17 protein-coding genes are annotated in these 20,220 nt (G+C 66.3%); 8 read left to right on the forward strand and 9 right to left on the reverse strand.

The window, feature by feature from the left end; all coding sequences use genetic code 11:
• Positions 1-20: 20 nt before the first annotated feature.
• On the reverse strand, positions 21-440 hold the full coding sequence (locus JQ586_RS11110) for a nuclear transport factor 2 family protein (protein ID WP_212394589.1): 420 nt from the start codon (positions 438-440) through the stop codon (positions 21-23).
• A 177-nt stretch (positions 441-617) separates the two neighbouring features.
• Here JQ586_RS11110 and JQ586_RS11115 point away from each other — a divergent pair, with 177 nt between their 5' ends.
• Positions 618-1,202 (forward strand): PadR family transcriptional regulator, encoded by a 585-nt coding sequence (locus JQ586_RS11115; RefSeq protein WP_212394590.1) that lies wholly within the window; start codon positions 618-620, stop codon positions 1,200-1,202.
• Between the two features lie 9 nt (positions 1,203-1,211).
• Here JQ586_RS11115 and JQ586_RS11120 read toward each other — a convergent pair whose 3' ends face one another.
• Complete coding sequence (locus tag JQ586_RS11120; RefSeq protein WP_212394591.1) at positions 1,212-1,511, reverse strand: DUF1330 domain-containing protein; 300 nt, start codon at positions 1,509-1,511, stop codon at positions 1,212-1,214.
• Between the two features lie 66 nt (positions 1,512-1,577).
• On the opposite strand from JQ586_RS11120, the gene JQ586_RS11125 reads away from it, so the two are divergent.
• The 5 genes from JQ586_RS11125 (at position 1,578) to JQ586_RS11145 (ending at position 8,847) form a co-directional block, all read left to right on the forward strand.
• On the forward strand, positions 1,578-2,057 hold the full coding sequence (locus JQ586_RS11125; RefSeq protein WP_212394592.1) for a MarR family winged helix-turn-helix transcriptional regulator: 480 nt from the start codon (positions 1,578-1,580) through the stop codon (positions 2,055-2,057).
• Between the two features lie 250 nt (positions 2,058-2,307).
• Complete coding sequence (locus tag JQ586_RS11130; RefSeq protein ID WP_212394593.1) at positions 2,308-5,853, forward strand: SEL1-like repeat protein; 3,546 nt, start codon at positions 2,308-2,310, stop codon at positions 5,851-5,853.
• Positions 5,854-6,160: 307 nt separating this feature from the next.
• On the forward strand, positions 6,161-6,817 hold the full coding sequence (locus tag JQ586_RS11135) for a hypothetical protein (protein WP_312016952.1): 657 nt from the start codon (positions 6,161-6,163) through the stop codon (positions 6,815-6,817).
• A 255-nt stretch (positions 6,818-7,072) separates the two neighbouring features.
• The gene (locus tag JQ586_RS11140) at positions 7,073-8,005 is read left to right on the forward strand and encodes a sulfite exporter TauE/SafE family protein (RefSeq protein ID WP_212394595.1); all 933 of its coding nucleotides are present in this window, start codon (positions 7,073-7,075) and stop codon (positions 8,003-8,005) included.
• Between the two features lie 83 nt (positions 8,006-8,088).
• Positions 8,089-8,847, forward strand: a complete 759-nt coding sequence (locus JQ586_RS11145; RefSeq protein WP_312016954.1) for a TIGR02186 family protein — start codon at positions 8,089-8,091, stop codon at positions 8,845-8,847.
• 81 nt (positions 8,848-8,928) lie between these two features.
• On the opposite strand, the gene JQ586_RS11150 is transcribed toward JQ586_RS11145, so the two are convergent.
• Positions 8,929-10,260, reverse strand: coding sequence for an aspartate aminotransferase family protein (locus JQ586_RS11150; RefSeq protein ID WP_212394597.1), 1,332 nt, complete (start codon positions 10,258-10,260; stop codon positions 8,929-8,931).
• 145 nt (positions 10,261-10,405) lie between these two features.
• Between JQ586_RS11150 and JQ586_RS11155 the strand changes: the two genes are divergently transcribed.
• The gene (locus JQ586_RS11155) at positions 10,406-10,888 is read left to right on the forward strand and encodes an Lrp/AsnC family transcriptional regulator (protein WP_212394598.1); all 483 of its coding nucleotides are present in this window, start codon (positions 10,406-10,408) and stop codon (positions 10,886-10,888) included.
• Between the two features lie 19 nt (positions 10,889-10,907).
• Here the strand turns inward: JQ586_RS11155 and JQ586_RS11160 are convergent, their stop codons facing one another.
• Both JQ586_RS11160 and JQ586_RS11165 read right to left on the reverse strand, forming a co-directional pair.
• Positions 10,908-12,245, reverse strand: coding sequence for an NRAMP family divalent metal transporter (locus tag JQ586_RS11160; RefSeq protein WP_212394599.1), 1,338 nt, complete (start codon positions 12,243-12,245; stop codon positions 10,908-10,910).
• A 106-nt stretch (positions 12,246-12,351) separates the two neighbouring features.
• Positions 12,352-13,278 carry a DMT family transporter gene (locus JQ586_RS11165; protein WP_212394600.1) on the reverse strand — a complete coding sequence of 309 codons (927 nt, stop codon included), beginning with the start codon at positions 13,276-13,278 and terminating at the stop codon, positions 12,352-12,354.
• Between the two features lie 97 nt (positions 13,279-13,375).
• On the opposite strand from JQ586_RS11165, the gene JQ586_RS11170 reads away from it, so the two are divergent.
• Complete coding sequence (locus JQ586_RS11170; protein WP_212394601.1) at positions 13,376-14,239, forward strand: LysR substrate-binding domain-containing protein; 864 nt, start codon at positions 13,376-13,378, stop codon at positions 14,237-14,239.
• Positions 14,240-14,336: 97 nt separating this feature from the next.
• Here JQ586_RS11170 and pdeM read toward each other — a convergent pair whose 3' ends face one another.
• From pdeM to JQ586_RS11190, 4 genes are all read right to left on the reverse strand, one after another.
• Positions 14,337-15,008 (reverse strand): ligase-associated DNA damage response endonuclease PdeM, encoded by a 672-nt coding sequence (pdeM, locus tag JQ586_RS11175; RefSeq protein WP_212394602.1) that lies wholly within the window; start codon positions 15,006-15,008, stop codon positions 14,337-14,339.
• A 54-nt stretch (positions 15,009-15,062) separates the two neighbouring features.
• Positions 15,063-17,663: a ligase-associated DNA damage response DEXH box helicase gene (locus JQ586_RS11180; protein ID WP_212394790.1), complete on the reverse strand. Its 2,601-nt coding sequence runs from the start codon at positions 17,661-17,663 to the stop codon at positions 15,063-15,065.
• A 243-nt stretch (positions 17,664-17,906) separates the two neighbouring features.
• The gene (locus tag JQ586_RS11185) at positions 17,907-19,133 is read right to left on the reverse strand and encodes an ABC transporter substrate-binding protein (protein ID WP_212394603.1); all 1,227 of its coding nucleotides are present in this window, start codon (positions 19,131-19,133) and stop codon (positions 17,907-17,909) included.
• Between the two features lie 111 nt (positions 19,134-19,244).
• On the reverse strand, positions 19,245-20,171 hold the full coding sequence (locus JQ586_RS11190; RefSeq protein ID WP_212394604.1) for a class I SAM-dependent methyltransferase: 927 nt from the start codon (positions 20,169-20,171) through the stop codon (positions 19,245-19,247).
• Between the last annotated feature and the right edge of the window lie 49 nt (positions 20,172-20,220).

Genomic DNA, 20,220 nt, shown 5'->3' on the forward strand with positions numbered 1-20,220 from the left:
CCGGAGGTCCGCGGCAGTGACTATCGAGACTGTGATTGCGACGTTGCGCCGCCCTGCTGCTTCATCAGCTCAGCGCCCATCAGTTGATGCAGCAGGTTGACGCCCTTGAGCGGGCGCACCATCACCTTGAAATGCGTGATGCGGCCGTCGGCATCGAACGAGATGATGTCGACGCCGTTGATCTTGATGCCGTCGATCTCGTTCTCGAATTCGAGCACGGCTCCGGTTTCGTTGCTCCACTGGCCGGTATATTTGAAGGTCGGACCACCGAGCACCTGGGCTGCGCTGGTGAGATATTTGAAGGTGATCTCGCGGCCGCGCTGCGGCGTGTGCACCACCGGACTTTCGAACACCGCGTCCGGGTGCAGCAAATCCCACAGCGCGTTGGTGTCGTGGGACTTCATGTAGGCGTACCACTTGTCGAGGCCCGGTCTGGTCATCGGACGTCTCCTGCGGTGGGGTTGGAAAGCCTCAGCACCGACCCGCGCCCGCAACCGAGCGGCGCGCTGATCTCCATATGCATATTGACGCATATGCACACTAACGCATAAAGTCAAGCGGACTTCGGAAGCGGGTCTCCGGTATGGGACACAGGGACCCTGAGAGGGAGGTGGGCGTTGGCGCTCGGAGACGCAATCCTCGCATGCCTCACGGAACGTCCGATGACGGGCTACGAGCTCGCCAAGACGTTCGACGCCTCGATCGGCTTCTTCTGGAAGGCCGACCACCAGCAGATCTATCGCGAGCTGTCGCGGCTGCGCGACAAGGGCCATGTCCAGGGCCGCGAGGTGGTGCAATCAGGCAAGCCCAACAAGCTGGTCTATACCCTGACCCCGGAGGGCCGCGCGGCACTGAAGCACTGGGCCGCGCGGCCAAGCGTGCCGCCGTCGATCAAGGACGACCTGCTGGTCCGGCTGTACGCGCTCGATTGCGTCGATATCGAGCCGCTCCGGACCGACCTGATGGCACGGCTGGAACATCACCGCGACCGCTACGAGCGCTACGAGCGCCTGCTCAACAAGCGCTTTCCCGATGGCACGGCACCACCAGCCGACCTGGGCAAGATGCTCAGCCTGCGCCTCGGGATGCGCCACGAGCGCGTCGTGATCGAATGGTGCGAGGAGGCACTCGACGCGCTGTCGGCGATCTCCCAGCGCGGTAATGTGCGGCCGCTCGACGACATGCGCGAGAGCGGCGGCTAGGGCGAGAGCTCAATCGATCGACGGCGCGTCGACGACAAACATGCGCGCTTCCTGCGCCGCGTCGCGCTCAGCCTTGATCGGCGCGTACTCCGGTGACTGATAAAACGCCAGCGCGTCGGCAAGGGTCGCGAATTCGAAGATGCCGGCCATCGGCAATGGCGCCACGTCTCCTTCCAGCATCTGGGCAACCGGACCGAAATGAAGGATGCGGCCTCCTGCTGCCTGTAGCGCCGCCTGGAAGCGCGGCGCCAGCGCGGCTTGCCTGGCCGGATCCTTGATACGCAGATTGACGTGGACATAGGCCGGCATGGCATCGCTCCCCAGCAATACTGTATATACAGTATTTTATGAGTCGGGGCTTGTCGAGACCTGCAAATGACAGAGGCTTCTGATCTCTATCGCCGCGTCGAAACCGAGTGCCCGGCCTTCCAGGCCCGGGTTACCGCGCGAGCGCTCACGCGCTACTACAATGCCTGCTTTCGGCCCTTGGGGATCACCGCGGAGCAGTTCAGCCTGCTGGTGGGGATTGGCGGCAGCCACGAGCCAACCCTCGCTGAGCTGGCGGCGCGCGCCGGGGTCGACGCCACCACTCTCAGCCGCAGCGTAAAGAGCCTCGAGCAGAGGAATCTCGTGCGCAACCATGGGGGGCGGGGCCGAGCCGGCAAACGCCTGGTGCTGACCGGCGCCGGCCGCCGGCTGGTGGACGAATCCATGGCCATCTGGGAGCGCGCCCGGATCCGGTTGGCTGAGGCGCTTGGCGAGGAGGCATCGCGTGTTGCCGGAAGTGTCATGTCCCGGCTTGCAAGCGCCGCGCAGGCTGCGGCTTCGGCTGTCTCTGATTCCTCAGACACTTAGGTCGGGACACCCGCTATCCGGTCGGAGATACCCTGTCCCGGCCTGACTGTCCCGCTCCGGCGCATCCGGTTCCGCAATTCCTAACTTTAAGGCTCGCCGGCCCAATTCCTTAACCCGTTATTTACCGTGACGGGAAAAAGTCAGGACCTGAGGCAGACGACCCGCGCAAAATTCGATTGTCTCTTAACAGGGATGCGCGGGGAGGCTGCAGGCGCAGGATGTAGCGCCGGAGTCGGGACCGGACGGAATCATGAATTCGCGCGTATCGTGGAGTGTAGACGGCATCGATCCCTCCGTCCGCGAAAGGGCCGAGGCGGCTGCGCGCCGCGCCGGCATGTCGCTGAACGACTGGCTCAATTCGACCGTCGGCGAAGCAAGCCCGCCGGACTTTCGTACCGGCTACGAGCAGCAGCGGCCGCCGACGCCGAGCCGGGAGAGCATTGAGGTCGCCGACATCCATGAGCGGCTCGACGCGATCACTCGCCAGATCGAGCAGATTTCCAAGCCGGCGCCGCGCCAGGATGCTCAGCGTCAGGACGCCCCGCGCGTCGACGTCGCGCGCGGTCAGCCGACTGTCGCCCGCCAGCTCAACGACGCCATCTCGCGGCTTGATGCACGGCTCTCGCAGATCTCGCGGCCGCAGCCGGCGCGCGAGCCGCTGATGCAGGACCGCCAGCTGCAGGAGCGCCCGCAGCAGGATCGCCAACAGAACGACAGCCAGGATCAGAGCCAGCTGGAGCGGCAGCGTCAGGCCGACGCAGTCGAACGCGCCGCTGCGCAGGTCTATCGTCCCTCGCCGCCGCTGAGCCCGACCTCCTTCGATTCCGCGATCGCCGAGATCGCCGCGCGCCAGAACGAGCTCGATGCCCCCGCGCCGCGACAGATGCCGCCGCAAAGCGAACCGCCCATTGCCTCCTCAGCCCCGCCGATGGCCCCCTCGGCGCCGCCGGCGGCCCCGGCTGCGCCCGCCGGCCCCGACTTCTCGTCGCTCGAACGGCATTTGCTCAAGATCACCAGCCAGATCGAGGCGCTGCAACGTCCCGACCATATCGAGCAGTCGATCACCGCGTTCCGCGGCGAGCTCGCGGAGATCCGCCAGGCCATCACCGAAGCGATGCCGCGCCGCGCGATCGAATCGATCGAGAACGAGATTCGCGCGCTGCACCGGCGCATCGACGAGATCCGCCAGGAAGACAGCGGCAACAGCAACGGCCAGGCGATCGCCGGCATCGAACGCGCGCTGTCGGAGATCCGGGAGGTGCTGCGCACGCTGACCCCGGCCGAGCAGCTCACCGGCTACGACGAGGCGATCCGCAATCTCGGCGCCAAGCTCGACATGATCCTGCGCGCCAATGACGATCCGTCCACCGTGCATCAGCTCGAGGGCGCGATCGCGGCACTGCGTGCCATCGTCTCCAACGTCGCGTCCAACGACGCGCTGCTGCGGCTGTCGGAGGACGTTCATGCCCTGGCGGAGCGGGTCGATCAGCTGTCGCAGTTGTCGCGCACCGACACCGCGAGCGATGCCTTCTCCGTGCTCGAACAGCGCATCGCCGCGCTGACTTCGACGCTGGGTGAACGGCCGACCGGCTACGACACTACGGACGTGATCGAAAGCGCGGTGCGCACGCTCTCGGAGCGGATCGATCGCCTGCAGGTCGGCAACGACAGCGCATCGGCGTTCGCCCATCTCGAGCAGCGCATCTCCTATCTGCTCGAGCGACTCGAGGCGTCGTCGTCCGAGCATCGCTCCGGCAATCTCGGCCGGGTCGAGGAAGGGCTGCATGACATCATGCGGCACCTCGAGGCGCAGCACGCCCATATCGCCTCGCTTGCCGACGCCACGCGCAATATCGGCGCCTCCTCGCCGCAGCCGATGATGGACAGCGGCATCGTCGACATGGTGAAGCGGGAGCTGTCCGACATCCGCTTCAGCCAGTCGGAGACCGATCGCCGCACCCAGGATTCGCTGGAGACCGTTCACAACACGCTCGGCCACGTCGTCGACCGCCTGGCGATGATCGAGAACGATTTGCGCGCGGTCCGCACCGCCCCGCCCTCTGCGCCCCCGGCTCCCGAGCCGGTCGAGCCGCGGATGGAGATGCCGCGCGCGGCGATGCCGCAGCCGATCGCGCAACCCGAACCCGAATCGTACAGGCCGGAGCTGCCCAATCCCGCGCTGGCGCAGGAGCATTTTGCGGCCGCGCCGCGCGATTTCCACGCCGCGGCGCCGTTCGAAGCCGCCCCGCCGCCGCTACCGCCCACGCCCCCGCGCGCCATCAGCGAGATCCTGGAGCCGCATACGGCGCCGGCCCGCGCCGCGATCGCGCCGGAACTGCCGCCGGATCATCCGCTCGAGCCAGGCACCCGGCCCGGCGGGCGGCCGTCGTCGCCGTCGGAGCGGATCGCCGCGTCCGAGAGCGCGATCAGCGATCTTCCTTCGGCCAAGAAGGAGCCTGTCTCGACCTCGAGCTTCATCGCCGCCGCGCGCCGTGCCGCGCAGGCTGCGGCGGCCCAGCCGGTCAACGAGAAGGCGGCGCGAGCCGCCAGCAAGGCCGCTGCCAAGGCAAAGGAGAAGGCCGACAAGGCCGACAAGACCAAGTCCACGATCAAGGCCGGCGCAACCGAGGGCCAGCCGTCGAGCATCACCTCCAGGATCCGCTCGCTTCTGGTCAGTGCGAGCGTGGTCGTGATCCTGCTCGGCACCATCAAGATGGCGATGAACCTGCTCGACACCGGCACGCCGCCCCCGATGCCCGCGACGGAAAGCAGCGAGCCGGCCGTGGGTCCGGCCGCGCCGCCGGCTGACGAGAGCGCCCCTGCACCGGCGCAGGTTGCACCATCGGCGGCGCCCGCGCCGTCGATGACATCGCCGACCCCGCTCGGCAAGCAGTCCAACAACTCTTCGGCGCCGAACATGCTCGACGCTGCGCAGGTTGCAATCCCGCCGGCGCCGGTTGCGGCAGCAGCGCCGGTAGCGGCAGCTTCCGTCGGCGCGAGCGACATCACCGGCACGATCCCGACGGCGCCGACATATACTTCCGCCGGCAAGTCAGCCTCGATCCAGATTCCGCAGGGCGAGAAGCTGCCTGATGCGATCGGCGGGCCCGTGCTGCGTGCCGCCGCCCTGAAGGGCGATCCGAGCGCCGCCTATGAGGTCGGCCTGCGCTTTGCCGAGGGCAAGGGCGTGGCCGCCAATCTCGACGAAGCCGCCAAATGGTATGGCCGTGCGGCGCAGGCCGGCGTGGTGCCCGCGATCTTCCGGCTGGGCACCTTCTACGAGAAGGGTCTCAGCGTGAAGCGCGACGTCGATATCGCGCGGCGCTATTACGTCCAGGCTGCCGAGCACGGCAACGCCAAGGCAATGCACAACCTCGCGGTGCTCGACGCCGATGGCGGCGGCAAGGGCGCCGACTACAAGAGCGCGGCGCAGTGGTTCCGCAAGGCCGCCGACCGCGGCGTCGCCGACAGCCAGTTCAACCTCGGCATCCTCTACGCCCGCGGCATCGGCGTCGAACAGAACCTCGCCGAGTCCTTCAAATGGTTCAGCCTCGCCGCCGCGCAGGGCGATGCAGACGCCGGGCACAAGCGCGACGACATCGCCAAGCGGCTCGATCCGCAGTCGCTGGCAGCGGCGAAGCTCGCGATCCAGACCTTCACCCCCGAGCCGCAGCCGAGCGACGCGGTCAACGTCACCGCACCGGCCGGCGGCTGGGACAGCGCCACCGCGCAGCCCGCGGCCGTCAAGCCCGCCAGGCTGCCGGCAAAGCGCACCGCCGCGCTGGTCACGCACTGATGTGAACTGCCGGCGACGCCGCGCAGGCGTCGGCGGCATGTACCTCCATACTCCAGCCGTGTAGACAGACGCGCAATTCCCGCGAGAAGCGGCCCTGCGCTCAGGAGCACCACGCGTGTCTGTCGGTGATCGCCAGGATGATGGAACGGGCGTCCACCGGGCGTCACCGACCGGCCCACGGGTCGCGCCGCCGCGTCAGGCGCCGGGCGGCACGACACCTCGCCAATCGCCACCTCGACCGGCCTCGCCTCCGCGGGTGAAGACTGCGTCCCTGCGTAGCGCTTTCCGGCCTTCGTTCTGGTCCGTAGTGATCTTTGTCCTGCTGTCGTCGGGCGTCGGCATCCGTGCCTATCGTGACCTGTCGCGGCCCGGGGCCTTCGACTATTGGCGCGAGACCTATGTCTCGGCGAGCATGAGGTCGTCGGTCATCCCCGATGCCGGCATCGACGGATCGGGCCACGGCCGCCGGATGCTTGCGATCAGCGGGCGGATCGGCGCAGCAAGCGCAAGCTGGTTTCGCGAGCGGCTCGACGAGGCACACCTGTCGGCCGGCGATGCCGTTCTGCTGTCATCGCAGGGCGGCGCGCTGAACCAGGCCGCCATCATGGGTGAGGTCATCCGCGCGCACGGACTCGTCACCGCCGTCGGGACCGCCGACGCGTCGGGGCGGATTCGCCCCGCCTATTGCGCCAGCGCCTGCGTGCTCGTGTTCGCCGGCGGCAAGACCCGTTATGGCATCGAAGGCTCGGAACTGGGCGTGCATCGCTTCACCACCAACACGCCGGCCGGTGATCCCGTTGCCGAGGCCCAGCGCGTCTCGGGCGCAGTGCTCGGCTACATGACCAGGATGGGCGTGTCGTCGACGATCGTCGAGGCGATGTCGCAGACATCGGAGATTCGCTGGCTGAGCCCGAAGGAAGCGCTCGCGATGAACCTCGTCACCACGCCCGTCACCCGGCCCTGAACGCGCTTGCCTCATTAATCTGAATCGTCAACCACGTCGGCAGGATGCTGGCGAGGTGCGGCAAAAAAGCCGGCTGAGGCGGAATCTTTCGTCCCTCCTGCCCCCGAATTCGGTTATGCAGGGGCGCGGCTATCGACCCCGCGTTCGCCAGCAGTCTTGTGCGCCGACCGGATCGCTCCGCCCGACCAGGACGACACCACACCGTGGCGCGGCCTTGAGCCACTGCTCGCGGCGAACCGACAAGAAGCGACGCGCGTGCAGCTGTACCTCCCGATCGCCGACATTCCGGTCAATGTCTTCCTCATCCTGGCGATGGGCGCGGCGGTAGGCTTCGTCTCGGGCATGTTCGGGATCGGTGGCGGCTTCCTGATGACGCCGCTTCTGATCTTCATCGGCATTGCGCCAGCGGTAGCGGTCGCCTCGGTCGCGAGCCACATCGCGGCCTCGTCATTCTCGGGCGCGATCTCGTATTGGCGCAGGCGCGCGATCGATCCACTGCTGGCGGCGGTATTGCTCACAGGAGGCACGATCGGCACCGCGATGGGGGTATGGACATTCACCTATCTGCGCTCGCTCGGCCAGCTCGACCTGATGATCGCACTGTCCTACGTCATCCTGCTGTCCACGGTCGGCGGGCTGATGTTCTGGGAGGGCCTGCGCGCGATGCTCCGGGTCCGCCGCGGCGGCGCAGTCATGCTGCGCAAGCCCGGCAGCCATGGCTGGATCCACGGCCTGCCGCTGAAGATGCGCTTCAAGCGCTCCAAGATCTACCTCTCGGTGATTCCCGTCGTCGTGGTCGGCCTCGTGATCGGCTTCATCGGCGCGATCATGGGCATCGGTGGCGGCTTCATCCTGGTGCCGCTGATGATCTATCTGCTGCGGGTACCGACCGCGACCGTGATCGGCACCTCGATGGTCCTGACCCTCGTCACCATGGTGTTCGCCACCATGCTGCACGCCATGACCAATCACCTGGTCGACGCCGTGCTGGCCCTGATCCTGATGATCGGCGGCGTCACCGGCGCGCAGTTCGGCGCGCGCGCCGGACAGAAGATCCGCGGCGAGCACCTGCGCCTCTTGCTCGGCCTGCTCGTGCTCGCCGTCGGCATCCGCTTCGCGATCGAGCTGGTGATCCAGCCGCAGGACCTGTTCAGCATCCGCGAAAGCGGCGGCGGAGGCCCGCCGTGAGACCAGAGCGTTTTCGAGCGAAGTGGATGCCGGTTCGCGTGAAGAGAACGCGTCCGAACCGGAATCTCGCAACGCCGTTCGCGATCCTCGGTCTCCTGTCGGCCGTTCTGGCAGGCGCACCGGCCCGCGCGGAGCGGCTGATCGTGTCGGTCTCGAACCACCGCGTCACCGTGACGCCGAACTATTCCGGTGGCGAACTCGTGCTGTTCGGTTCCGTCGAGAAGGACGCCACCGCGCCGCCCGGCCGCGGCAGTTACGATCTTGTCGTCACCGTCTCCGGCCCGCGCGCCGACATGGTGACGCGGCGCAAGGAGCGCAGGTTCGGCATCTGGATCAACACCGATTCCCGCCAGTTCCTGCAAGTGCCGGGCTACCTCGCACTGTTCGCCAACCGTCCATTCGACGAGATCGCGTCTGCCGAAGTTCAGCGTCGCCAGCAGCTCGGGCTCAACAACGTGCTGTTGATGCAACGGGTCGGCCCCGACTTTGCCGACGTGGTGCCGAACGACGCCTTCCGCAGCGCTTTCGTGCGGCTGCGCTCCGAGCACGGCCTCTACCGCGAAGCGACCTCTGCCGTGACCTTCCTCACGCCGACGCTGTTCCGCACCGGCATCCCGCTGCCCGCCGAGGTGCCGATCGGCATCTACACGGTCGAGATCAAGTTGTTCTCGGACGGCGCGCTGGTGACCAAGACCGAGACCGCATTCGAGATCGTCAAGGTCGGCTTCGAGCAGTTCGTCGCCACCACCGCGCGGCAGGACGGCCTCATCTACGGCCTGGTCACCGCGTTCATGGCGCTGATGACCGGCTGGATGGCTTCGATCGTGTTCCGCAAGGATTGATCCGGAGCATGATCCGGAAAAGCGTGAAGCGGTTTTCCGGAAAGATAGCGCTCAAACAAGAAGCCAGAGCGCGATGACGATTCAACCTGATCTCATCGCGCTCCGGCCATCCTTCCGTTGCAACGCGCCCTCGAAAGCGTCGCTCAGGATCGAGAGGCCAAGATCGATCTCGTCGTCGCTGATCGTCAGCGGCGGTGCGATGCGGAATACGCTGCCCATGCCGGGCAACTGCACGATGTTGGTGCTCAGGCCGAGCTCCATGCAGCGCTGCGAGACGCGCGTTCCGAGCGCTTCGTCAGGCTCCTTGCTGTAGCGGTCGCGCACGATCTCGATGCCCTGCATCAGACCCCTGCCGCGCACGTCACCGATGCATTCGAACCGGTTCTGAAGTGCGAGCAGCCCATCCCTCAACCGCGCACCCGCCGTCACGGCGCGCTCGACCAACCGGTCGCGCAGGATGATCTCGATCACCTTCAGTCCGACCGCGGCCGGCATCGGGTCCGACACATGCGTCGTGTAGAACAGGAAGCCGCGTTCGTGGCACCTCTCCTCGATCTCGGCTGAAGTAATGACCGCAGCCAAAGGCAGGCCCGCGCCGAGCGTCTTCGACAGGGTCAGAATATCGGGCACGGCGCCGTCGCGCTCGAAGGCGAATATGGCGCCGGTTCGCCCGAGGCCCGTCTGTGCTTCGTCGACGATCAGCAGCATGCGGCGTTGGTGGCACAGCTGCTTCAGCTCGGCGAGGTAGCCCTCCGGCAGATCGATCAGCCCGCCGGAGCTCAAGATCGGCTCGGCGATCATGCAGGCGAGCGAGCCGGTCGATTGGCGGTCGACGAGATCGAAGGCGTAGGCCAGCTCGTCACGCCAGTCGGCCGCATTGCCGAAGCGGGGCCGATAGGGGTTCGGCGTCGGGATCGCGAGCGAGCCGACCGGCGCGGGACCATAGCCCCTGCGGCCGGCTGAATAGGTCGTCCCGGCCGCGCCTGACGTCATTCCGTGCCAGGACTGCGCGAATGCAACGGTCTCGAAGCCGCCGGTGGCGAGCTTGGCCATCTTGATCGCAGCCTCGTTCGACTCGCCGCCCGTGCTCAGCAGCATGACGCGATCAAGCCCCGTCGGCAGCAGCTCCGCGAGCTTTTCGGCCAGTGCGACCACCGGACGCGTCAGCATGCCGCTGAAGAGATGGTCGAGCCGCTCGGCATGCTCGCTGATGGTCCGGACGATCTCGGGGTGGCCGTGACCAAGCACGGCGCTCATCTGGCCGGATGTGAAATCCAGGATGGCCCGGCCGTCGGCGTCATAGACGAAGGATCCGGAGGCGCGCTCGATAATGACCGGAGCGAACGTCCCGCCATAGCGAATGAGGTGACGCCGCGCGCGATCCCAAAAGGACTTGTCGTCATTTCCAGCCATGGCCCGTTCCCTTGCTGCTCAATCGCGATGTCAGATGCCTGCAGCGCATCCTAGGCGTATGCCCTCGCAATGAGATTGCGATTTGGGATGTATTGGATCGCATATCGTGCGATTAATTGCGCAAAACACCGGAAACACGAAGGAAATGGGAACTACGATCGTGCTCGATGAGATCGACCGAAAAATCCTCGACTTGCTGCAGGTCGAGGGACGCATCACGAATCTCGAATTGGCCGAACGAATCGGCCTCTCATCCGCCCCCAGCATGAGACGCGTCCGGGCCCTCGAAGATGCCGGCGTCATCCGCTCCTACGTGGCGCTGGTGGACCCCGCTCGAGTAGGCCTCGGGTTCGACGCCATCGTCGAAGTCCGCCTCAAGCAACAAAACAGGGAATCCTTCGAGCGCTTCGAGAAGAAGGTGACCGGCCTTCCCGAGGTCGTCGAATGCTGCATGATCGCCGGCGATTGGGATTACTCGCTGCGGGTCGTATCCTCCGACCTCGCCCGCTATCAATCGTTCATCCTCGACCGCCTCATGCATCCGGACACCGATATCGCGAGCTACCGGACGACCATCATCCTGCGAAAGGTCAAATCGACGACGAAGATCGATACCACGCTGTTCTGACCGATGGCGGCCGCAACGATCAAAGAAGGTATCCTGCGCCCATCGCCATCACGCTAAGCGCCATCGCTGCTGTCGAGAGCCAGCCGAGCCAGTAAAGCCATCCGCCGATCACGAAGCGGCCCATCACGTCGCTGCGGCGCGCCATGGCCATCAGTAGCACCATCACCGGCACGGCGAGGACGCCGTTGATCACTGCGCTCCAGTACAGCGCCGAGATCGGATCGATCGGGGTGAAATTGAGCGCGATGCCGAATCCGCCCGACAGCGCCAGCACCGAATAGAACGCGATCGCCCGCTTCGGCTTGCGTGCGAGCCCGACCGGCCACCGCCGTCCCTCGCCGATCGCGTAGGCGGTCGCCCCGCCGAGCACCGGGATGGCCAGCAACCCGGTCCCGATGATGCCGAGTGCGAAGATCACTTCGGCGAACGGCCCGGCGATCGGCCGGAGCGCCTCGGCGGCCTGCGCCGAGGTCTGGATGTCGGTCTTGCCCGTCGCATGCAGAGACGCCGCGGCCGTGATGATGATCGAGAGCGCGATCACGTTGGAGAAGGCCATGCCGGTGACAGTGTCGGCGCGGATGCGGAAGAATTCGCGTCGGGCGCCGTAATGCCGATCGATCAGCGGATGCTTGCTGGCGTCGACGCGCAGCTCCTCAGCCTCCTGCGAGGCCTGCCAGAAGAACAGATAGGGCGAGATCGTGGTGCCGAAGATCGCGACGATGGTCGTGAAATAGTCGGTGCTCCAGGTGATGTGCGGCATCAGCGCGCCGGCCAGGGCCTCCGTCCATGACACCTTGGCGAAGCCGAGCGCGGCGACATAGGCGAACAACGAGATCGTCAGCCATTTCAGGACCGCGACATAGCGCTTGTAGTCCATGAATATCTGCGCGCCCACCGAGGTCACGCCGAACAGCACGACGTAGAGGATGGCCGGGCCGCCGATCAACAGCTTCGTCGCATCGGCCATCGCCGAGAGATCGGCCGCGATGTTGATCGTGTTCGCGATGAAGAGCAGACCGACGACAACCATCAGGAGCGAAGGCGGATAATGCCGGCAGACATTGCCCGCGATGCCGTGGCCGGTGACACGGCCGACCCTCGCCGAGATCTCCTGGATCGAGGTCATCAGCGGGAAGGTCAGCAGCATGGTCCAGCCGATGCCGTAGCCGAGTTGCGCGCCGGCCTGGCTGTAGGTGCCGATTCCCGATGGATCATCGTCGGAGGCGCCGGTGATCAGGCCGGGGCCGAGCGCCCCGAGAAAATAGCCGAGACTGAATGGCCTGCGTGGCGCCTTCGACGCCCGTGCGCCGCTGGTCTTACCGTTGTGCTTTCGCGGGATCGTCTTGTGCTGCGCCATGCCCGGTTCCGGCCGTGGCGACAACGAAGCGGAGGCGGCGATGGTTCCTTCGATGAAATGTCTCCGGGGCCGGCGTGCGCCACGATGCGCCCGATCGGGGTGATGATCATGTCGCACTCCTCTGGTGTGCTGCGGGGGCGCGGGTCACCAGGTAAATGCCGAGCGCCACCGGAACGATCCCGAGCAGGTCGCGGAATTCGACATGTTCGCCGAGCACGAGGAACGCGAACAGCATTCCGAGCGGCGGCATCAGGAAGTGATACGCGCTTGCAGCGGTGGCGCCACACACTTTCAACAGATGAAACCAGAGCAGATAGGCGATGATCGAGCCGCCGAGCACCAGGTAGGCGAACGCGCCGGCGAGCCGCGCGCTCGGCACGATGTCGCCGACACTGGACAGCGTGAAGGCGAACGGCATCACGGCAAGGCCGCCGGCGATGTTCTGGATGCCGTTGCCGAGCCACAGGCTGCCCTTCGGCGCCAGCAGCTTGAACAGGATGGTGCCGGCGACGATCGAGGCGAGCGAGGCCAGCGTGAACAGGATGCCATGCGGGCTGTCGGTACCGACCTTCATGCGGTGCCAGACGATGAAGGCGACGCCGGCGATGCCGAGCAGAAGACCGGCGACCTTGCGCCGGGTCAGCGGCTCGCCGAGGACGAGCGCCGCCAGCACCGCGGTGAACACCGGATTGGCCGAGACGATCAGGCCGCCGAGACCGGCGGAGACCGTCTTCAGGCCGGTGTAGCCGAGGCCGAGATAGAGCGCATTGTTGGCGACGCCGAGCAGCGCGAACACCGCCGCATCACGCCAGGTCAGGTCCCATTCGTCCCTGCGCAGCAGCGAGATGCCGAGCATCAGGATGCCGGCCAGCGAGAACCGCGCAGTGAGCAGGATCAGCGGCGGGCAATCGGTGACGCCGATCTTGCCGGCGACGAAGGCGAAGCTCCAGAGCAGGCAGAACAGCGTGATCAGGAGCGGAAGGGAGCTGAAGGCGGCGGTGCGGGGGGCGGTTATCGAGGATGCGGTGGACATGGGAATTTCTCCTTCGTCCATGATCTAGGGCCGCGCCTTGATATTTGGAAATTAAATGATAGACTGACATCCAGTGGATTTTCGAATGGAGGCTGCGATGCTCGACCTGGAGCTGCTGCGCAGTTTCGTCTCTGTTGTCGATGCCCGGGGCTTCACTCGCGCCGGCGAGCGCGTCCACCGCACCCAATCGACCGTCAGCCAGCAGATCCGGCGGCTCGAGGTCGATGTCGGCCAGCCGCTGCTGATCCGCAGCGGCAAGGACGTATCCCTGACCGAGGCCGGCGAGCGGCTATTGTCCTATGCGCGGCGACTGCTGGCACTGGCGGAAGAGGCGCGCGACGTGGTGTCACGGCCGGACAATGAAGGCGCGATCCGGCTCGGCGTGCCCGAGGATTTCGCCGCCTTCCGGCTCGCCAAGCTGCTGGCCACATTCTCGCGCTCGCAGCCCAGGGTGCGGCTCGACGTACGCACCGACCAGAGCACGCAGCTCAGGCGCGATCTCGAACGCGGCGAGCTCGACCTCGCACTGTTCAAGCGCGCGGCCGGCGAGACCGGCGGCATTGCGGTGTGGCCGGAACGCGTGCACTGGGTCACCAGCAAGAATCATCCACGCGACACCACGAGCGGCTCGGTGCCGCTGATCGGCTTTCCGCCGGGCTGCCTCTACCGCGCCGGCGCGATCCATGCGCTGGAGAGCGCCGGGCGCAGCTGGCACATGGCCTACACCTCGTCGAACCTCTCCGGCATCCAGGCCGCGATCGCCGCCGGCATGGGCCTCAGCATCCTCGCCGAGATCGCGATCCAGGCCGACCATCGCGTGCTGACGGCAAAGGACGGCTTTGCGCCGATCGACAAGACCGAGGTCGCGCTGGTCGCTGCGCCACACGCCAGCCCCGCGACGCTGCGGCTGGCCGAGCGGCTGGCGGAATTCTGCGAGACCGTGCAGTCGAGGGCGGCGTAGGCCGGGATCGTCACTGCGAAAGCAGCGGACCCAAAACCACCGATGGTCGCGCTTCGCTTGCCCGGGACGACACGGAGTTTGCGGCTCGGTGCGACCGTCAATAACACCTTGACGCGGCGAACGCGTGCACGCGGTTGTCGCCCAGCACATGGGCCATGAAGCCCGGCGACCCAAAGATCCGTGCGAATGCCACGTCGCGGATGCTCAAGCCACCGGTGTAGGCGCCGAAGGCGGGCATCACCGCGCGTTCGCCGTCGCTGGCGAAGCAGCGCCGCTCGATCGAACGGCCGCGGGTCGGCACGCGCGCCTTGGGATGCAAGTGGCCGGCGATCTCGCCGCTGGCACCGGTCGGCTCGTGGCGGAACACGATCGGGCCGATCGCAACCTCGCTGGCGACCACGCCGCCGAGATCTGGAGGCAGCGCCGGATCGTGGTTACCCGAGATCCAGATCCAGTTGCGCCGCACCTGCAATGCGGCCAGCGCCTCGCGGTCCGGCTCCGACAGGCGCCGATGCGCATCGCGATCGTGAAAGCTGTCGCCGAGCGCGATCACCTGCCGCGGATCGTGCCGCGCGATCACGGCAGCGAGCCGGCTCAATGTGGCGACCGTGTCATAGGGTGGCAGCAGCACCCCGCGCGCGGCAAAGCTCGAGCCTTTTTCCAGATGCAGGTCGGAGACGATGAGCAACCGCTGCTCCTCCCAGAACAGCGCGCCGGAGAAATCGGCGAGAAACGGGACGTCGGCGACCGTCACCCTCGAAACGCGCATCTCGTCCAGATCTCCCGAAGCCTGCGCGCCTGCCGTCACGTCCTGATCCCGATATTATGTCATGGCCTCCCGCACGAGTTCCTCGGCCGCCTCGGCCAGAAGCTCGTCGGATGCTTCGCCATAAACTGACTCGCGGCCAATTTCCAGCAATGCCGGGACCGCGAGTGGGGAAACCCGGTCGAGCGGCTTGTGGGTGATTCGGCCGTGGATGCGCGACAGCATGTCGCCGAGGCGGCGCAGGTCGAGCAGGCCGGTTGCCGCATCGGCGCGCGCGGTCCGCAGCAGCACGTGATCGGCCTGGTGCTTGCGCAGCACATCGTAGATCAAGTCAGTCGAGAACAGCACCTGGCGGCGGGATTTCTCCTCGTCGGTGAAACGGCGCGCGATCAAGCCGGAGATGATGGCGCAATTGCGGAAGGTGCGCTTCATCAGCGCGGATTCCGCAAGCCACGCCTCGAGATCGTCGCCGAGCATGTCAGGGTCGAACAGCGCGTTGAGATCGAGCCTGCCCTGGCGGATCAAGAAGGAGAGATCGCCGACGCCCCACACCGCGAGCGCATATTCATTGGCGACGAAACCGAGCGGCCGGGCGCGGGCGCGCTCCAGCCGGCGCGTCAAGAGCATGCCGAGCGTCTGGTGCGCGAGCCGGCCTTCGAAGGGATAGCAGACCAGATAGTGGCTGCCGCCGCGTGGAAAGGTCTCGACCAGCAACTCGCGGACGGCCGGCACGCGCGAGAATCTTCGCTGCAAGGACAGCCAGTCGTGCACCTGGTCCGGCAACGCGTTCCACGCGCGGCTGTTATCGAGCAATTTGCGGACGCGCTCGGCGAGATAGGTCGAGAGCGGGAACTTGCCGCCCATATAGGACGGCACTTTCGCATCCTTGTCGTTGGCGCGCGAGACATAGACCTGATCCTCGACCAGCGCCTCGTATCGCACCACCTCGCCGCCGAACACGAAGGTGTCGCCGACCACGAGACCCTCGATGAAGACCTCCTCGATCTCGCCCAGCATGCGGCCGCCGCGAGCGATCGCGCCCGTCGAACCGGTACCGCCGGCGCGCGAGCGCACCAGCCGCACCTTCAGCATGGTCTCTTCGACGATGGTACCGACATTGAGGCGATAGCTCTGCCGCACCTTGGGGTTGGCGACGCGCCAGCGCCCCTGCTTGTCCTGCTTGATGCGGGCGAAGCGCTCATAGGTCTTCAGCGCGTAGCCGCCGGTGGCGACGAACTCGACGACGTCGTCGAAATCCGTGCGCGACAGCGACGCATAAGGCGCCGCGGTGAGGATCTCGGCATAGAGCTCGTCCGACAGGAACGGCTTGCCGCAGGCGCAACCCAGCACGTGCTGGGCCAGCACGTCGAGCGCGCCTGACCGAAGCGGCGGCGTGTCCTGCGCATTTTCGGCGATGGCATCGATCGCGACGGCGCATTCCAGCACTTCGAAGCGGTTGGCCGGCACCAGCACGGCGCGCGAGGCCTCGTCGAAGCGATGGTTGGCACGGCCGATCCGCTGCATCAGCCGCGACGAGCCTTTCGGCGCGCCGATATTGATGACGAGGTCGACATCGCCCCAGTCGACGCCGAGGTCGAGCGACGAGGTGCAGACCACGCCGCGCAGCCGGCCGGCGGCCATCGCATCCTCGACCTTGCGGCGTTGCGCGACGTCGAGCGAGCCGTGATGCAGCGCGATCGCCAGGCCGTCGTCGTTCATGCGCCAGAGATCCTGGAACAGCATCTCGGCCTGGCTGCGGGTGTTGACGAACACCAGCGTCGTCTTGTTGCGCTTGATCAGCTCATAGACCTCCGGCAGCGCGTGACGCGCGCTGTGGCCTGACCACGGCAGGCGCTCGCGCGTGTCGAGCATCTCGACGACAGGCGGTGCAGCGCCACCGGCTGTGACGACGTCGGCGGACGCGGATTTGCCGCCCGGCTGCGGCACCAGGAAGCGTGCGAGCTGCTCGGGCTCGGCCACCGTCGCCGACAGGCCGATCGCGCGCAGCTGCGGCGCGATGGCCCACAGCCGGGCGAGCCCAAGCGACAGCAGATCACCGCGCTTGGAGGTGACCAGCGCATGCAGCTCATCGAGCACGATGCGTTTCAGCGACGAGAACAGGTAAGGCGCATCGTCGGAGGCGAGCAGCAGCGCGAGCTGCTCCGGCGTGGTGAGCAGAATATCCGGCGGATAGCGCCGCTGCCGCTGCCGCCGCGACACCGGCGTGTCGCCGGTGCGGGTCTCGATCTTGATCGGCAGCCCCATCTCGGCCACCGGCGTCTCCAGGTTGCGCGCGATGTCGACTGCGAGCGCCTTCAGCGGCGAGATGTAGAGTGTGTGCAGCCCGCCGCTGCGACGGACCGAGCGGCCGGTGGAGATGAGGGCCTTTCTTTGCTCACCGGTTGCCCTCGTTGCCGGGGCATCCTCCTTGCCCGCCCCGGCCAGTTCGACCAGCGTCGGCAGAAACCCGGCCAGCGTCTTGCCGGCGCCGGTCGGGGCGATCAGCAGCGCCGAACGCTCCTCGCGTGCCTTGGCGAGCAGCGCGAGCTGGTGCTCGCGCGGCGCCCAGCCGCGCGAGGCGAACCAGTCGCGAAACCGGCGCGGCAGCAGATCGGCCGCATCAGGCGGCGCGACGGAGAAGAGATCGAGCGTCGACACGCCCAAGAGGTAGGGGGTTCAAGAGGTTTCGTCGAGGGTGGACGAGAAATGGCAGCAGGTGGCACTGCCCTTCACCTGGCCCCGCGTGCGGGGAGAGGTCGGAGCGCATCGATAGATGCGATCCGGGTGAGGGGGTACAGGTCAACAACCTGCATCGCCTGTTGGATAGAGCCCTTCACCCCGCCCTCTCCCCGCGAAGAACAGGGAGAGGGAGAAGGAACAGCGAGCGAGAGAGCCCGTCCCCTACTCCACCACGGGCCTGTCCGAAATCTGCCAGTCCTTGCCATCGAAGATCGAAATGTAGAGCGTCTTCATCGGCGTGTAGTCGTCGGGCGTGTAGCTGTAATTGACGCCGTCAAGGAAGAAGGGCGAGTGGAAGCCCGCAAGCGTGGTAGCCTGCTTCAGCACGTTGGCACGGGTCAGCTCGTCTCCGCAGCGGCGCAGGATTTCCGCCATCGACGCCACCTGGCCATAGCCCGCGAAGGCGATGGTGTTGTCGGGATCGACATTGGGCAGATACTTCTTGCGCAGCTCCTCGAACGCCATCGAGTCGGGATCCTTCTCCCAGCGGCCCGGGCCCGCCTCCTTGGCGTAGCGGATCGCCACGATGTCCTTGGCGTTTTCGAATCCCGCGGCGCTGAGGATCGAGCGGCCGGTCGAGCCCGCCGACAGCAGTTGCAGCGGCTTCCAGCCGAGTTCGGCCACTTTGCGGATCGACTGCGACGTCGCCTTGCCGGTGGTGATGTTGTAGAAGACGTCGGCGCCCGACTTCGAGAGGTTGATGAGCTGGGAATCGACCGTTGGATCGGTGAGATCGTAGGTCTGCTCCATGATCACCTGCGCGCTGCCGCCGGCATCCGCCAGTACCTTCTTGAACGGGCCAAGGAAGTCACGGCCGAAATCGTCGTTCTGGTAGAGGATGCCGATTTTTGCATTCGGCTTCACGTTGACGACGTGCTTGGCGAGGATGCGCGCTTCGGTCGGATACAGCGGCAGGCCCGCCATGGTCCATTTGTAATTTTTCGGATCATTCCACTTCGAGGCGCCGGTATTGAGCAGCAATTGAGGGACGCCCTTAGAATTGAGATATTTGTGCACGGCGGTCTGCGGCGCGGTGCCCAGCGAGCCGTAGAGCGCCAGCACCTCCTCCTGCTCGACCAGGCGGCGTGTCGCCTCGACGCATTTCGGTGCGCTGTAGGCATCGTCCAGGGTGAAGAACGTCACCTTGCGGCCGTTGATGCCGCCCCTCTCGTTCAGCATCTGGAAATAGGCTTCGCCGACGCGCCCCAACACGCCATAGAGCGAGCCGGGGCCGGAATGCGGCACGGTCTGCCCGAGCTTGATCTCGGTGTCGCTGGCACCCGCATCGTATTTCTTCTCCGCGGCCCAGACGAACGGCGCCGGAAGGACGGAGGCTGCAACAGCCGAGATGACGGTGGCGCCGAACTCGCGCCGTGTTTGCTTTTTCATTGTTTCTCTCCCTGGAGAAAAAGCTGTCGCATTCCGCCCTGCGCACGGCAAGCGCGAAGTCGCAGGCGGGCTGCGCAATACCGCGTGACGGCAAAAGCGTAGCGTGTAGACTCAAGTTCTGGTCGCGACTGCGACAAGCCCAGGGGCCGGGCTGTTGTCTTCATTGCGGGCGGACAGATTGTCGAGATGGGTCAGGGCGAGACCTGCCGCCCCGACCGCGGCACGCACGCAAGCCGCGGCGTGCGCGTAGCGCAGGCCCTCGCCGATGATGACGCCGTCGCCATCATGGGTCTCAGTGGTGAACGCCAGCACGCCGCCCGGCACCAGCACGCGTTTCGCCTCGGCGAGCACGGGCGCGAGATCGGCAACATAGACCATTGCATCCGCCGCCAGGATCAGCTCGGCGCTTGCGTCAGGCTTGCTCGAGATGCCCTGCAGCATGTCGTCGACCTCGAGCTCGGCATAGAGCCCGGTGGCGCGGGCCTTCTCAATCATGCGTGGCGACAGGTCGATGCCGATGAAGCGATCGACGTTCTTCGCAAACGCGCCCGCCGCAAGCCCGGTGCCGCAGCCGAGATCGATGGCGCGCTTGAAGAAGGCGGGCTTTTTCGCTGATGCGCGAACCGCCAGCACGGCCTTGAACAGCAGCTCCGGACCGCGATAGTCGAGGTCGCCGACGAGAGCGGCCTCGAAGCGCGGCGCATATTGATCGAACAGCGTCTGCACATAGGCCGAGGGCATCGCTCTGACGGCTTCGGCGCCGAGCTGCATCAGACGAAGGCTGGCGCCGTGGCGATCCTCGGGATCGGCATCGTACGCGGCGCGGAAGGCTGCAATCGCGGCTTCGCGCTGACCGAGCTGCCGACGGATCTCGCCAAGCGTGAACCAGGCCGAGGTGAATTTCGGCGCGAGCTCGATCGCCTGTTCGAGCAGGTCGGCGGCAGCCGGAAGATCGCCCTTCAATTGCAGGTCGCGCGCAAATTCGAAACGGCGGTCGGCAACGAGATCGCCGGAGGACAGGAACAGGCGCGCGGGCATCTGGGAGGGACCAATCTGGACTCGAATGAAGCTCAAGCCGGCCTATATA

The sequence above is a fragment of the Bradyrhizobium jicamae genome (assembly GCF_018130215.1).
Lineage (GTDB): Bacteria > Pseudomonadota > Alphaproteobacteria > Rhizobiales > Xanthobacteraceae > Bradyrhizobium > Bradyrhizobium jicamae_A.